Below are 13,636 nucleotides of genomic sequence, written 5' to 3'. Positions count from 1 at the left end.
CGTTCCTTATTGACCGAGTTGTTCGGCCAGCTCGGCAGAGCGGTGGGCGGCAGCATTCAGAGCTTTCTCGACTAGGGCTTCAAAGCCGTCGGCCTGGAAGGTCTTGATCGCCGCTTCGGTGGTGCCGGCCGGTGAGGTTACCCGGCGGCGCAGTTCGCTGGCATCGACATCGCTGGCCACGGCCATACGTGCGGCGCCGAGGGCGGTGTGCAGGGTCAGCTGGGCGGCGGTCTCGCGCGGTAGGCCAAGCTTCTCGCCGGCAGCAGTCATGGCTTCGATCAGCAGGAAGAAATACGCCGGGCCGCTGCCGGAGACGGCGGTCACGGCATCGATCTGCGCTTCCTGATCCAGCCACAGGGCCAGGCCGACGGCGCTGAGCAGCTGTTCGGCCTGCTGGCGCTGGGCCGGCGAAACCTGAGCATTGCCATACAGGCCGCTAACGCCCTGACGCAGCAGCGCTGGGGTGTTGGGCATGCAGCGCACAATGGCGCGCGGGCCAAGCCAGCTTTCCAGGCTGGCGCAGCTGATGCCGGCGGCAATCGACACCACCAGCTGCTGCTCGCCGATATGCGCGGCGAGGTCTTGGCACACCTCTTTCATCACCTGCGGCTTGATCGACAGCACGATCACGTTCACCCCCTGAATGGCCTCGGCGTTGCTGGCAAAGGTTTCGATGCCGTGCTCGGCGCTGATCTTGCTGCGCTGTTCGGCGCCGCGGTCACTGGCGCGAATGGCGCTGGCGTCGATGCCCTGAGCGCGCAGGCCGCCGATCAGGCTGGCGGCCATATTGCCGGCACCGATAAAGGCAATGCGGGGAGTGGTCATAACGGGCTTCCTTAATAATGCTGAAGGCAAACTCAATCAGTTGCTGCTGTAGTCACGCGCGCCGAACAAGGCGGTACCGATGCGCACCCAGGTCGCGCCTTCGGCAATCGCCGCTTCCAGGTCATGGCTCATGCCCATGGACAAGGTGTCGAGGTCCAGGTTCAAGCCTTGCTGCAGCTCACGCAAGCGGGCGAAGGCGGCGCGTTGCTCGCTGGGGTCATCGGTGGGCTCGGGGATTGTCATCAATCCGCGTAGGCGCAGGTTGGGCAGTTGTGTAACCGCTTGTGCCAGTGCCGGCAGCTCGTCCGGGTTGCAGCCGGACTTGCTGGCTTCGCCGCTGACATTCACTTGCAGGCAGATATTCAGCGCTGGTAAATGCGCCGGACGCTGATCAGACAGGCGCTGGGCGATTTTCAGGCGATCCACCGAATGCACCCAGGCAAAGTGCTCGGCGATGGGCTTGGTCTTGTTCGACTGGACCGGACCGATGAAGTGCCAGGTCAGCGGCAGATCGCTCAGTTCGACCTGCTTTTCCAAGGCTTCCTGCAGGTAGTTCTCACCAAAATCGCGGGTGCCGGCAGCAAACGCCTGGCGAATCGCCTCGGCGGGTTTGGTTTTGCTCACCGCGAGCAGGCCAACAGTCGCACAATCTCGCTGCGAGGCTTGCGCCGCCTCACGGATGCGCACTCCGACCTTTGCAATATTCTCTGCTATCGTGGACATTACTTGCGCCCGCCGCCTGGGTTTCGCGGCATTCTACCTGCTTGTCTGTCATTAGGGAGTCCCATGGATATCACTGAATTGCTGGCCTTCAGCGCCAAGCAAGGTGCATCGGACCTGCATCTCTCCGCTGGCCTGCCTCCGATGATTCGGGTCGACGGTGATGTTCGCCGGATCAATTTGCCTGCACTGGACCATAAACAGGTGCACGCACTGATCTACGACATCATGAACGACAAGCAGCGCAAGGATTTCGAGGAATTCCTCGAGACCGACTTCTCCTTCGAAGTGCCGGGTGTAGCGCGTTTCCGGGTTAACGCCTTCAACCAGAACCGTGGTTCTGGCGCGGTATTCCGGACCATTCCGTCGAAAGTGCTGAGTATGGAAGACCTCGGCATGGGCGAGATCTTCCGCAAGATTTCCGATGTGCCGCGCGGGCTGGTGCTGGTGACCGGGCCGACCGGCTCGGGCAAGTCGACCACCCTGGCGGCGATGCTCGACTATATAAACAGCAACAAGTACCACCACATCCTCACCGTCGAAGACCCGATCGAATTCGTTCACGAGTCGAAGAAGTGCCTGATCAACCAGCGTGAGGTGCACCGCGACACCCTCGGCTTCTCCGAAGCCCTGCGCTCGGCACTGCGGGAAGACCCGGACATCATCCTGGTCGGCGAGATGCGCGACTTGGAAACCATACGCCTGGCCCTGACCGCAGCAGAAACCGGTCACTTGGTGTTTGGCACCCTGCACACCACCTCGGCGGCCAAAACCATCGACCGCGTGGTCGACGTATTCCCGGCCGAAGAGAAGTCCATGGTCCGCTCCATGCTCTCCGAATCCCTGCAATCGGTTATCTCGCAGACCCTGCTGAAGAAGATCGGCGGTGGTCGCGTGGCAGCCCACGAAATCATGATCGGCACCCCTGCCATCCGTAACCTAATCCGTGAGGACAAGGTGGCGCAGATGTATTCGGCAATCCAGACCGGTGGCGCGCTGGGCATGCAGACCCTCGACTCCTGCCTGAAGACTCTGGTTTCCAAGGGGATCGTCAGTCGCGAAGCGGCACGTGAGAAAGCCAAGACTCCGGAAAACTTTTAAATCGACAGTGCCCGGCCGGCAATCGCCTGTCGGGTTCCGCCCAGCGGCAATACACGCGCCTGTCGCTGGCTTTGCATAACCGCGTGATGCACATGGGCGAACAACGATGGAATTCGAAAAACTGCTGCGCCTGATGGTGGAAAAGGGCGGCTCTGACCTGTTTATTACCGCTGGCGTACCGCCGTCGATGAAGGTCAACGGCAAGATCATGCCGATCACCAAGACGCCCATGTCACCGGAGCAGACCCGTGAAACCGTGCATTCGGTGATGAACGAGCAGCAGCGCCGCGACTTTACCGAAAATCACGAATGCAACTTCGCTATCAGCGCCCGTGGCGTTGGTCGTTTCCGCGTCAGTGCCTTCTACCAGCGCAACCTGGCCGGTATGGTGCTGCGCCGTATCGAGACCAACATCCCGACGCTGGATGAGCTGAAACTGCCGGAAATTCTCAAGAAGTTGGCCCTGACCAAGCGTGGTCTGGTGCTGTTTGTCGGTGCGACCGGTACCGGTAAGTCGACTTCCCTGGCGGCGATGATCGGCTACCGCAACAAGAACAGCAGCGGCCACATTATCTCCATCGAAGATCCGATCGAATACATCCACCAGCACCAGAGCTGCATCGTCACTCAGCGTGAAGTGGGCATCGACACCGAGTCCTTCGAGGTAGCGCTGAAAAACACCCTGCGTCAGGCGCCGGACGTGATTCTGATCGGGGAGGTGCGTACTCGCGAGACCATGGACCACGCCGTGGCCTTCGCCGAAACCGGCCACCTGTGTCTGGCCACGCTGCACGCCAACAACGCCAACCAGGCGCTGGACCGCATCATCAACTTCTTCCCGGCAGACCGGCAGAATCAGGTGTGGATGGACCTGTCGCTCAACCTCAAGGCCATCGTTGCCCAGCAACTGATCCCGACGCCGGACGGCAAGGGCCGCCGGGCGGTGATCGAGGTGCTGATCAATACCCCGCTTGCTTCCGACCTGATCCGCAAAGGTGAGGTGCACGAGCTCAAGGCGCTGATGAAGCGCTCCACCGAGCAGGGCATGCAGACCTTCGACCAAGCGCTGTACAACCTCTACAGCCAGGGCGAAATCACCTACGAAGACGCGCTGCTCTATGCGGACTCGGCCAACGATCTGCGCCTGATGATCAAGCTCGGTTCTGAATCCGATGGCGATCACCTGAGCAGCATGGCCCAGGGCTTGTCACTGGAAGTCAGTGAGGAAGATCCGGGTCGGCGTTTCCGCTAAGCGGTGGCAGTTCCGCTCTGGTGTGGCGAATACGTTTGCCACCCTGGCGCGCGACTGCTTCGGCTTGGCCGTCACGCTGCGCCCCAGCGCGAGCCTGGCTCATCAGTCTAGGAATCAGCGGGCCTTCCGGTAGGTTTTTCCAGAAGCGCACGGGCATGCTGGTCTCCAGTACGCTGCGATTCAGCCGCGCCGGGTTGAAGGTGCTGCCGTAATAGGCCAGCCACAACGCCTCACCATCATCCTCGGGCGTTTGCGCCAGGCGTTGCCACTCACTTGGGCACGGCCGCTGGTAGTGCAGGCGCTGGCCATCCCAATGCACGCCGTCATCCGGTGTGGCAATCAACCAGGTGCTGCGCCCCAGGCGTTCGGCAAAGTGTCCGCTGGCGCTGGCCAGAATGTCGTGGGCGGGCTCATGCCAGGCCACCAGTTGTGGTCCTTCGGCGTTTTCGGGGCGCGGATGAAAGCGCAGAAAGGCATGTAAGTGGTGGGCTTCGCGGCGTACCGCTTTCAGCCGTTTATGCAACTGGCTGCCATCGATGTCCCCCGCCAGCATGGCGGCGCGATCACCCTGGGCGACGCGCCAGAGAATCCGATAGAGCAGGCTCCACCGATCTTCGACGCGAAAACGTGCAGCGCTTTGCAGCAGTTCCAGCAGCTGCTTGGGGATGCGTAGTGGCGGTGTCGCTGCTGGTGGGCTGCTGGGTGCCGGAGCGTGGTCGAACAGCCCGCCACTGTCGCCGTCAGTCAGCCAGGTGATCTGATGCGGTGGCACGCCTTGCTGTAACAGGCTTCTGGCGGCATCGCGCCAGCCGGCAAAGCTGCCGTCGAATGGGGCGCGGCGCATTACCAGAGCGCCATCTGTGCTGGCGTTTCGCTCAGTTGCTGACGCAGCAGCAGCGATTCGCGGCTGGCCTGGAGGGGGCGGTAATCCTGGGTGACGATAAAGGGCTTGGCTTTTTCTAGGGCACAGCGCAGGCGCGTCAGGTCGTCGAAGCGGATGCGTTTCTGTCTGCGCAGAGCCACCAGGCGCTTGGCGCTGAGCATGCCGATGCCGGGCACGCGGGCGATCATCGATGGTTCCGCGCGATTCAGATCGACCGGGAAGTGCTCGCGGTTATTCAGTGCCCAGGCCAGTTTTGGGTCGATATCCAGGGCCAGGTTGCCGGGGCCGCTAAGGAGTTCGCCCACCGCGAAGCCGTAACCACGCATCAGAAAATCAGCCTGATACAGGCGATGTTCGCGTAGCAAGGGCGGCGCTTCGAACGGCACGGTATTCGGGCTTTGCGGGATCGGGCTAAACGCAGAGTAGTAGACCCGGCGCAGGCGGTAGTCGCCGTAGAGCGAGGCGGCGGTGTGCAGGATGGTGCTGTCATCGGTGGCGTCGGCACCAATGATCATCTGCGTGCTCTGGCCAGCCGGGGCGAAACGCGGCGCACGTATTTCTGCGCGGGCTTCGCTCTCGCCCTGATGGATCGAGTGCATGGCCTGCTTGATGGTCAGTACCTTTTTCTCCGGTGCCAGGCGGATCAGGCTGCTCTCGGTGGGCAGTTCGATATTCACACTAAGGCGATCGGCGTAGCGCCCTGCCTCGGCGATCAGCAGCGGGTCGGCATCGGGGATGGTCTTGAGGTGGATATAGCCGCGAAACTCGTGCTCTTCGCGCAGCAATTTGGCCACGCGGATCAGCTGCTCCATGGTGTAGTCGGCCGAGCGGATGATTCCAGAGCTGAGAAACAACCCGCTGATGCAGTTGCGCTTGTAGAAGTCGATGGTCAGGGTCACCACTTCTTCCGGGGTAAAACGGGCGCGCGGCACGTCGCTGGAGCGGCGGTTGACGCAGTACTGGCAGTCATACAGGCAGAAGTTGGTCAACAGGATCTTCAGCAGCGCCACGCAGCGCCCGTCCGGGGTAAAGCTGTGGCAGATGCCCATTCCGTTGGTCGAACCTATTCCGCTTTTACCCTTGGAGCTGCGGTTTGGCGCGCCGCTGCTGGCGCAGGATGCGTCGTACTTGGCGGCGTCGGCGAGCACGGTGAGTTTTTCGATCAGCTGCATGATGCTGCCTGTTTAACTGGTTATGCATACAGTATTTAGCAATCGCCTGCAGGCATCAAGCGTTGATATGGCTATCGCATCGCGGATTTCCCCGGGCGGCGAACCTTGCGTAGAGTGTGGCGTCAAAGCGCTATCAAGCCATTAGGAGGCACACATATGCAGCGACAGGACACGCACAGCAAACTTATCGGCTATCTGCTGTGGATTTTCGGTTTTCTCGGCGCGCACCGTTTCTATTACGGCAAGCCGGTGACCGGGACCATCTGGTTCTTCACCTTCGGCTTGCTGTTTATCGGCTGGATAGTCGATCTATTTCTGATTCCGGCAATGGATCGCGAAGCCGATCTGCGCTTTACCGCAGGCGACACCGACTACAACGTTGCCTGGATTCTGCTGACCTTCCTTGGCATTTTCGGTGTACACCGCATGTACCAGGGCAAGTGGATTACCGGGATCATCTATCTGTGCACCGGTGGCCTGTTCCTGCTCGGTGTGCTGTATGACTTCTGGACGCTGAACTCCCAGGTGTCGATCAAGAACGCCGAACGCAGCTAAGGTTCAGGCAAAAAAGCCCGGCAATTGGCGGGCTTTTTGTTTCTGGCTGATCCTAGGATCTGTTTAGGATCTTGCGAGCTAGAGTCATGCAAGGCAAAAACAGGCGAGGAAGCGGAGTGTACTTTTGTACATGAGCATTCCGAGCCTGTTTTTAACGCCGCAGGGCCGACGCGCAGCAGATCGTAAGCAGGTTCTCAGGCCTGGTAGCTGACGTGCCCATCCACCAGGGTGTAGCGCACGGCGCTGGGCAGGCAGTGACCGATAAACGGGCAATTGGCACCTTTCGAATACCAGCGCTCACCGGCCAGGGTCGAGGCCTGTGGATCAAACAGCAGCAGGTCGGCGGGAGCGCCCACGTTCAAGTTGCCAGCAGGCAAGCGCAGCGCTTGCGCCGGGCCGCTGCTCAGGCGGGCGAGCAGGGTGGGCAGGTCGAGCAGGCCGTCCTGCACCAGACTCATGGCCAGCGGCAGCAACAGTTGCACGCTGCTGATACCCGGCTCTGTAGCGCCGAAGGGTGCGAGCTTGGCGTCACGCTCATGGGGCTGGTGGTGGCTGGAGATGGCCGAGATCACTCCACTTTTTACCGCGGCGCGAAGGCCGTCGCGGTCGGCAGTGGTGCGCAGCGGCGGTTGCACGTGATAAAGGCTGGAGAAATCGCTAAGCGCTTCATCGGTAAGGATCAGCTGATACAGCGCCACATCGGCTGTTACCGGCAGGCCGCGGGCCTGGGCTTCGGCGATCAGCTGGGCGCCGCGAGCGCTGGTCAGCTGGCTGAAGTGCGCACGCACGCCGGTCTGCTCGACCAGCAGCAGGTCGCGGGCCAGTGCCACGGTTTCCGCAGTTTCCGGAATACCTGGCAAACCGAGGAAACTGGCGGTGGCGCCCTCGTGGGCCAGGCCGCCTTCCGCTAGGTCATGGTCCTGGGAATGGAAGATCACCGTCAGGTCGAAGGTCGCTGCGTATTCCAGAGCGCGGCGCAGGGTGCGGTTATTGCGAAAGCTGTCCAGGCCGTTGCCGAAGGCCACGCAGCCGGCGTCGCGCAGGGCCACCAGTTCGGCCAGCTGCTCGCCTTCCAGGCCTTTGCTCAGTGCGCCAATGGGGAACACCTTGGTGTATCCGGCTTCGCGGGCGCGGTCGAGGATCAGCTCGGCCACGGCCGGGGTGTCCAGCACCGGCTTGGTGAAGGGCGGGCAGCACAGGCTGGTGACGCCGCCAGCCGCCGCCGCCAGGGTTTCCGTGGCGATGCTGCCTTTGCGGCTGTAGCCGGGCTCGCGCAGGGCGACGTTAAGGTCGACCAGTCCGGGTGCGGCGATCAGGCCCTGGGCGTCGATGCTCTGCTCGGCAACGAAACCGGTAGGAATCTGGCCGATGGCAACAATTTTGCCGCTTTCGATATAGATATCAGCAAGCTGATCGAAACCGCTGCTGGGGTCGATTACCCGGGCTCCGAGGATACGCATACGCATCAGTTCTGCTCCTCGGCATCTTGATTGAGTTGGCGCTGGGCGTTTTGCCCGCTCATGGTCATGGACAGCACGGCCATGCGGATGGCGATGCCGTAGGTGACCTGGTTGAGAATCACCGACTGCGGGCCGTCGGCCACTGCCGATTCGATCTCCACGCCGCGGTTGATCGGCCCCGGGTGCATGACCAGCGCATCCGGCTTGGCCAGCTTGAGGCGTTCTTCGGTCAGGCCGAACAGGCGGTAGAACTCGCCTTCGCTGGGCAGCAGGCCGCCGGTCATGCGTTCACGCTGCAGGCGCAGCATGATCACCACGTCGACATCCTTGAGGCCGGCAGCGAGGTCGCTGTAAACGGTCACGCCGTATTGCTCGATGCCGACCGGCAGCAGGGTTTTTGGCGCAATTACGCGGATATCCGGGCAACCGAGTGTCTTCAGCGCAAGCATATTCGAGCGTGCCACCCGCGAATGCAGGATGTCGCCGACGATGGCCACCGAAAGGTTCTCGAAGCTGCCTTTATGCCGGCGAATGGTCAGCATATCGAGCATGCCTTGAGTCGGGTGGGCATGGCGGCCATCACCACCGTTGATGATCGCCAGGTTCGGGCACACATGCTCGGCGATAAAGTGCGCGGCGCCGGAGTCGGCATGGCGCACGACGAAGATGTCGGCAGCCATGGCTTCCAGGTTGCGCAGGGTGTCGAACAGCGTTTCGCCCTTGCTGGTCGAACTGGTCGATACGTTGAGGCTGATCACGTCGGCGGACAGGCGCTGGGCCGCCAGCTCGAAAGTGGTGCGGGTGCGCGTGGAGTTCTCGAAGAACACGTTGCACACGGTCTTGCCGCGCAGCAGCGGGACTTTCTTCACCGCACGCGCGCCGACTTCGAGGAAGGAGTCGGCGGTGTCGAGGATTTCCGTCAGCAGCTCGCGGGGCAGGCCATCGAGGGACAGAAAGTGGCGCAGTTGGCCTTGGTCATTCAGCTGCAGCGGGCGCTTGGTGGCTATGGTCGTCATCTGGCGAGTCTCAGTTGGCAAGCGTCTGGAGTTCGAGGGTCAGCGGCGTGGGGCCGGACAATTTTACCCGCTGGTCGCCGTCCAGCGACAGGGTCGCGCCGACCACATCCGGGCGCACCGGCAGCTCGCGAGCGTTCAGGTCGAGCAGGCTGACCAGGGTTACGCTGGCCGGGCGGCCGTAATCGAACAGCTCATTGAGCGCTGCGCGGATGGTGCGGCCGCTCATCAGCACGTCGTCGATCAGCACCAGGTGCTGGCCTTCGATCTCGAACGGCAGCTCGGAGGGTTGCACCTGTGGGTGCAGGCCATTCTGGGTAAAGTCGTCACGGTAGAAGGACACATCGAGAATACCCAGCGCGTCGTCGCGGCCCAGGGCTTCGAGCAGTGCCTGGGCGACCCAGACGCCGCCAGTGCGGATGCCGATAAAGCGCGGTTCGCTGATCTGCCGCTGGTTCAGGTGGCTGGTCAGGGCGGCGGCCATTTGCGGTAGCAATTCGGCCGGGTTGGGTAAGCTCATGGCAACACTCCAGATGCAATCTCAGTGGGGCTTAGCCCAGGCAATTTTCTTCAAGCCAGCCTTGTAGGAGTAAGGCTGCGGCCAGCGCATCGACCGGGCGTTCGCGGTAGCCGCTGTTCTGCCCTTGCTGCAGGCGCTGGCCTTTGGCCTCGTAGGTGGTCAGGCGTTCGTCATGGGTGTGCACGGGCAGGTTGAAGCGGCCGTTAAGGCGGCGGGCGAATTTCTCGGCGCGGTCGCTCATCTCGCTTTTCGTGCCATCCATGTTCAGTGGCAGGCCAACGACGATGGCGTCCGGCTGCCATTCCTTGATCAGCGCTTCGACTTTCTGCCAGTCCGGCACGCCGTTCTGCGCCTTGAGGATGCACAGCTCGCGGGCCTGGCCGGTGATCACCTGGCCAACCGCAACGCCGATCTGTTTGCTGCCGTAATCGAAGCCCAGCAGCAGGCGCAGCGGTTTTGCATTCGCCTCGGCCATCAGGCGTGCCCGGCTTGTGAGGTGAGCAGGCTAAGGTTGACGCCCAGGCGTGCCGCTGCGGCATTCAGGCGCTGGTCGAAGGGCAGGTCGAAGAGGATCGCGTTGTCGGCGGGGCAGGTCAGCCAGGCGTTGTCGGCCAGCTCGGCTTCCAGCTGTCCAGCCTCCCAGCCGGCATAACCGAGGGTGATCAGGTACTTCTCCGGGCCGGTGCCATCGGCAATGGCGAACAGCACGTCCTGTGAGGTCGACAGGCCCAGCTCGCCTAGCTCCAGAGTTGCCTGAAACTGCGGGCCGCTGGGGTGCAGAACAAAGCCACGATCAGTCTGCACCGGACCACCGCTAAAGATCGGCAGGCTCTGGCACAGCACGGGTGGCTCGTCATCCGGGCGCAACTGTTCGAGTACGTCAGCCAGGTTGAGGCCGTTAGGCTTGTTGATCACCAGGCCCATGGCGCCGAACTCGTTGTGATCAATCAGGTAGGTGACGGTCTGCGCAAAATGCGGATCGGCCATGTGCGGCATGGCGATCAGGAAGTGGTGCTTGAGGTAGCTGGGGCTGGCGTCTTTCATGGGCGTTAGTTTCAGGCTTCAGGCCATTGGCTTCAAGCGCTGCGCTTGTTGCGGCCGGTAAAAGTCTGCCTGATCAGTTGCTCGACAGGCGGTCGCCGCGCTCGAAACGCCAGGTGCGGATGATTTCCAGGCGATCGACATCGGCCAGGTCGCCGGTAAACGGCGCAAACGGCGCGGCCAGGCGCACGATGCGCAGGGCGGCTTGGTCGAGCGTGCGCTGGCCGGAGGATTCCAGTACTTGCACTTCGTACAGGGTGCCGTCGCGGTTGATCGATACCAGCAAGCGCAGGCTGCCATAGATACCTTGGCGGCGCGCTTCATCCGGGTAGTTGAGGTTGCCGACCCGCTCGACCTTTTTGCGCCACTCATCTTTATACCAGGCACCTTTGTCGCGCATGGTCGAGGCGGCATTCAGGCGATGGATCTTCGGGCGCTTGGCGTATTGCTGAACTTCCTGGGCCAGTTCGGCTTCCAGGCTGGCGATTTCCGAAGACAGTTGCGCGCTGTCGAACACCGGCGCTGGCCGGGCTTGCGGAGTGGGCTTGGCTTCTTCGCGTTTGATCGGAGTTTTCTGTTGTTGCGGGGTGCGGGTGGCGACGGCGGCCTTGGGCGCTTCCTGGCGCACTGCTGGTTGCTGCGGCGCGGCGGGCGGGGTGATGCGTTTGACTTCGCTGTCCTGAAATAGCGCCTGTTCGGTGGTCTTTGGCGCTGCCTTGTGTTCCAGGGTGCCGCTGCCTTGCTGGTTGTCCTGGGCTAGGAAGTCGGCCTCTTTGGGCTTTTCTTCGCTTTTGAACGTGGACAGGGTGATTTCCAGGGTTTTGCTGATTTGGCTCGGTTCGGCCAGGGTAAAGCCCAGGCCGAGGATCAGCGCGGCATGCAGCACGGCGGCGAGGAACAGGGTAAAGCCCAGGCGGTCCGCCGGCTGGACGCCGGCGCTGGAAAGTTCAGGGAGTTGGGCTGCTGCGTTCATCGCGTTTCGGGTCTGCTCAGGTTGCCGCGCAGTCTGCCGAGGGCGCATGGAAAAGTCTATGAAGCACTGCGCGCATTGAGCTTCTCGGCAATCTTGTCCATCAGCTGCTCGCCGATGCGCGTATCGAAGGCGGCGTCGATCTCGCGGATGCAGGTCGGGCTGGTCACGTTGATCTCGGTCAGATGCTCGCCGATCACGTCCAGGCCAACGAACAGCAGGCCTTTCTCGCGCAGGGTCGGGCCGACGGCAGCGGCGATTTCACGGTCGCGCTCGGTCAGCGGTCTGGCTTCGCCACGCCCGCCGGCGGCGAGGTTGCCGCGGGTCTCGCCTGCTGCCGGAATGCGCGCCAGGCAATAAGGCACCGGCTCACCGTCGATCATCAGGATGCGCTTGTCGCCATCCTTGATCGCCGGCAGGTAACCCTGGGCCATGATCTGCTGCTGGCCGTGGTTGGTCAGGGTCTCGAGAATCACGGAAAGGTTGGGATCGCCCTCGCGGTGACGAAATATCATCGATCCGCCCATCCCATCGAGGGGTTTGAGAATGATGTCACGCTGCTCTTTGGCAAACTCGCGCAGAATGTCGGCCCTACGGCTGACCACGGTCGGCGGAGTGTATTGGCCGAATTGGGTGGCAAAGTACTTTTCATTACAGTCGCGCAGACTTTGCGGGCGGTTGACCACCAGAACGCCCGCTTGCTCGGCTTGTTCCAGCAGGTAGGTGGTGTAGACAAACTCGTTATCGAAGGGCGGATCCTTGCGCATCAGGATCACGTCCAGCTCGCTTAGCGCGATATCGTGCTCATTACCCAGTTCGAACCAACGCTGTGGGTCGTTGTATACGCTAAGCTCTGACAGTCGAGCGCGTGCTTCACCCTTGGCCTGGTAAAGATCTTTCTGCTCCATGTAGAAGAGGGTCCAGCCGCGCGCTTGGGCGGCCAGCAACATGGCCAGCGAGCTGTCCTTCTTGAAGGCGATCTGGGCGATGGGGTCCATGACAATGCCGAGGCGGACGCTCATGGCGGTGTTCTCCGTAAAATGGCAGCGATTAAAGTGTGCTAAGACGTGATGTGGCGTCAGGGTGGCGCTGACAAGTCGGGTGGTCAAGGAAAAACCTTGGCCCCGTGCGGCTTATAGATTGCATCTGGAGAGTGTGCTAAAAAGGCCCGACGATTGGGTTGTAGCCCGTCGGTGACAGGGCCTCAGGCGCACTGATATAACGCAAAAATAACGACTCACCGAGGCGATGGTAGGGCAAACATGGAACAGCATTCCGAGGGTTTGAGGGTGATGGTGATCGACGATTCGAAAACGATTCGTCGTACCGCGGAAACCCTGCTGAAAAAGGTGGGCTGCGAGGTAATTACCGCAGTTGACGGCTTCGATGCTTTGGCAAAGATCGCCGATACCCATCCGAACATCATCTTTGTCGACATTATGATGCCGCGGCTCGATGGCTATCAGACCTGTGCCTTGATCAAGAACAACAGCGCTTTTAAATCCACCCCGGTGATCATGCTGTCTTCCAAAGACGGTTTGTTCGATAAAGCCAAGGGGCGCATCGTTGGCTCCGATCAGTACCTGACCAAGCCCTTCAGTAAAGAAGAGCTGCTCGGTGCGATCAAAGCTCATGTGCCTGACTTTGTACCGGTGGAACAAGCGTCCTGACGCCTGGCTGAACAGCTGAGCGCCTTTTTAAAGTATTGGGAAACACTGGGAAACACCATGGCTCGAATTCTGATTGTTGATGACTCGCCGACTGAAATGTACAAACTGACCGCCATGCTGGAAAAGCACGGTCATCAGGTACTTAAGGCGGAAAATGGTGCCGATGGCGTTGCTCTGGCACGCCAGGAAAAACCGGATGCAGTGCTGATGGACATCGTCATGCCTGGCCTCAACGGTTTCCAGGCGACCCGTCAGCTGACCAAGGATGCCGACACCAGTCACATCCCGGTGATCATCGTTACCACCAAAGATCAGGAAACCGACAAAGTCTGGGGTAAGCGCCAGGGTGCGAAGGATTACCTGACCAAGCCGGTTGATGAAGAAACCCTGGTTAAAACCTTGAATGCGGTATTGGCCGGCTAATACCGGGTCAGTCCGCAATTAAAAAAGAATA

At 61.2% G+C, this 13,636-nt stretch carries 16 protein-coding genes; 5 read left to right on the top strand and 11 right to left on the bottom strand.

Annotated features, from left to right (window positions below; all coding sequences use genetic code 11):
- Positions 1 to 6: 6 nt before the first annotated feature.
- Entirely contained in the window at positions 7 to 825 is an 819-nt protein-coding gene (proC, locus tag ACQ4LH_RS05745) for a pyrroline-5-carboxylate reductase (RefSeq protein ID WP_430696329.1), read from the bottom strand.
- A gap of 36 nt (positions 826 to 861) precedes the next feature.
- Complete coding sequence (locus ACQ4LH_RS05740) at positions 862 to 1,548, bottom strand: YggS family pyridoxal phosphate-dependent enzyme (RefSeq protein WP_430696328.1); 687 nt, start codon at positions 1,546 to 1,548, stop codon at positions 862 to 864.
- A gap of 63 nt (positions 1,549 to 1,611) precedes the next feature.
- Here ACQ4LH_RS05740 and ACQ4LH_RS05735 point away from each other — a divergent pair, with 63 nt between their 5' ends.
- Both ACQ4LH_RS05735 and ACQ4LH_RS05730 read left to right on the top strand, forming a co-directional pair.
- A complete protein-coding gene (locus tag ACQ4LH_RS05735) occupies positions 1,612 to 2,646 on the top strand; it encodes a type IV pilus twitching motility protein PilT (RefSeq protein WP_430696327.1) in 1,035 nt (344 codons plus the stop codon).
- 106 nt (positions 2,647 to 2,752) lie between these two features.
- On the top strand, positions 2,753 to 3,898 hold the full coding sequence (locus ACQ4LH_RS05730) for a PilT/PilU family type 4a pilus ATPase (RefSeq protein WP_136663427.1): 1,146 nt from the start codon (positions 2,753 to 2,755) through the stop codon (positions 3,896 to 3,898).
- On the opposite strand, the gene ACQ4LH_RS05725 is transcribed toward ACQ4LH_RS05730, so the two are convergent.
- On the bottom strand, positions 3,864 to 4,742 hold the full coding sequence (locus tag ACQ4LH_RS05725; RefSeq protein WP_430696326.1) for a TIGR03915 family putative DNA repair protein: 879 nt from the start codon (positions 4,740 to 4,742) through the stop codon (positions 3,864 to 3,866). The genes ACQ4LH_RS05730 and ACQ4LH_RS05725 overlap by 35 nt on opposite strands.
- Positions 4,742 to 5,953 carry a putative DNA modification/repair radical SAM protein gene (locus tag ACQ4LH_RS05720; protein ID WP_430696325.1) on the bottom strand — a complete coding sequence of 404 codons (1,212 nt, stop codon included), beginning with the start codon at positions 5,951 to 5,953 and terminating at the stop codon, positions 4,742 to 4,744. Before ACQ4LH_RS05720 ends, ACQ4LH_RS05725 begins: the two co-directional genes overlap by 1 nt.
- A 156-nt stretch (positions 5,954 to 6,109) precedes the next feature.
- Between ACQ4LH_RS05720 and ACQ4LH_RS05715 the strand changes: the two genes are divergently transcribed.
- Positions 6,110 to 6,508, top strand: coding sequence for an NINE protein (locus ACQ4LH_RS05715; protein WP_430696324.1), 399 nt, complete (start codon positions 6,110 to 6,112; stop codon positions 6,506 to 6,508).
- Between the two features lie 194 nt (positions 6,509 to 6,702).
- On the opposite strand, the gene ACQ4LH_RS05710 is transcribed toward ACQ4LH_RS05715, so the two are convergent.
- The 7 genes from ACQ4LH_RS05710 to gshB form a co-directional block, all read right to left on the bottom strand.
- Positions 6,703 to 7,974 (bottom strand): dihydroorotase, encoded by a 1,272-nt coding sequence (locus tag ACQ4LH_RS05710; protein ID WP_430696323.1) that lies wholly within the window; start codon positions 7,972 to 7,974, stop codon positions 6,703 to 6,705.
- Positions 7,974 to 8,984 (bottom strand): aspartate carbamoyltransferase catalytic subunit, encoded by a 1,011-nt coding sequence (locus ACQ4LH_RS05705; protein WP_430696322.1) that lies wholly within the window; start codon positions 8,982 to 8,984, stop codon positions 7,974 to 7,976. The genes ACQ4LH_RS05710 and ACQ4LH_RS05705 overlap by 1 nt, the downstream gene beginning before the upstream one ends.
- A gap of 10 nt (positions 8,985 to 8,994) precedes the next feature.
- Entirely contained in the window at positions 8,995 to 9,501 is a 507-nt protein-coding gene (gene pyrR / locus ACQ4LH_RS05700) for a bifunctional pyr operon transcriptional regulator/uracil phosphoribosyltransferase PyrR (RefSeq protein WP_160012888.1), read from the bottom strand.
- Between the two features lie 31 nt (positions 9,502 to 9,532).
- Positions 9,533 to 9,976, bottom strand: a complete 444-nt coding sequence (gene ruvX, locus ACQ4LH_RS05695; protein WP_170048555.1) for a Holliday junction resolvase RuvX — start codon at positions 9,974 to 9,976, stop codon at positions 9,533 to 9,535.
- Complete coding sequence (locus tag ACQ4LH_RS05690; protein ID WP_430696321.1) at positions 9,976 to 10,545, bottom strand: YqgE/AlgH family protein; 570 nt, start codon at positions 10,543 to 10,545, stop codon at positions 9,976 to 9,978. Before ACQ4LH_RS05690 ends, ruvX begins: the two co-directional genes overlap by 1 nt.
- A 73-nt stretch (positions 10,546 to 10,618) precedes the next feature.
- Entirely contained in the window at positions 10,619 to 11,515 is an 897-nt protein-coding gene (locus ACQ4LH_RS05685) for a TonB family protein (RefSeq protein WP_430696320.1), read from the bottom strand.
- A 56-nt stretch (positions 11,516 to 11,571) separates the two neighbouring features.
- Entirely contained in the window at positions 11,572 to 12,534 is a 963-nt protein-coding gene (gshB, locus tag ACQ4LH_RS05680; RefSeq protein ID WP_430696319.1) for a glutathione synthase, read from the bottom strand.
- A gap of 240 nt (positions 12,535 to 12,774) precedes the next feature.
- On the opposite strand from gshB, the gene pilG reads away from it, so the two are divergent.
- Both pilG and pilH read left to right on the top strand, forming a co-directional pair.
- On the top strand, positions 12,775 to 13,182 hold the full coding sequence (gene pilG, locus ACQ4LH_RS05675) for a twitching motility response regulator PilG (protein ID WP_160012893.1): 408 nt from the start codon (positions 12,775 to 12,777) through the stop codon (positions 13,180 to 13,182).
- 57 nt (positions 13,183 to 13,239) lie between these two features.
- Positions 13,240 to 13,605, top strand: coding sequence for a twitching motility response regulator PilH (gene pilH, locus ACQ4LH_RS05670; protein ID WP_108485952.1), 366 nt, complete (start codon positions 13,240 to 13,242; stop codon positions 13,603 to 13,605).
- Positions 13,606 to 13,636 lie beyond the last annotated feature (31 nt).

This window comes from Pseudomonas peli, from assembly GCF_050563605.1.
GTDB lineage: Bacteria > Pseudomonadota > Gammaproteobacteria > Pseudomonadales > Pseudomonadaceae > Aquipseudomonas > Aquipseudomonas peli_A.
This window is presented reverse-complemented; position numbering and strand designations above follow the sequence as displayed.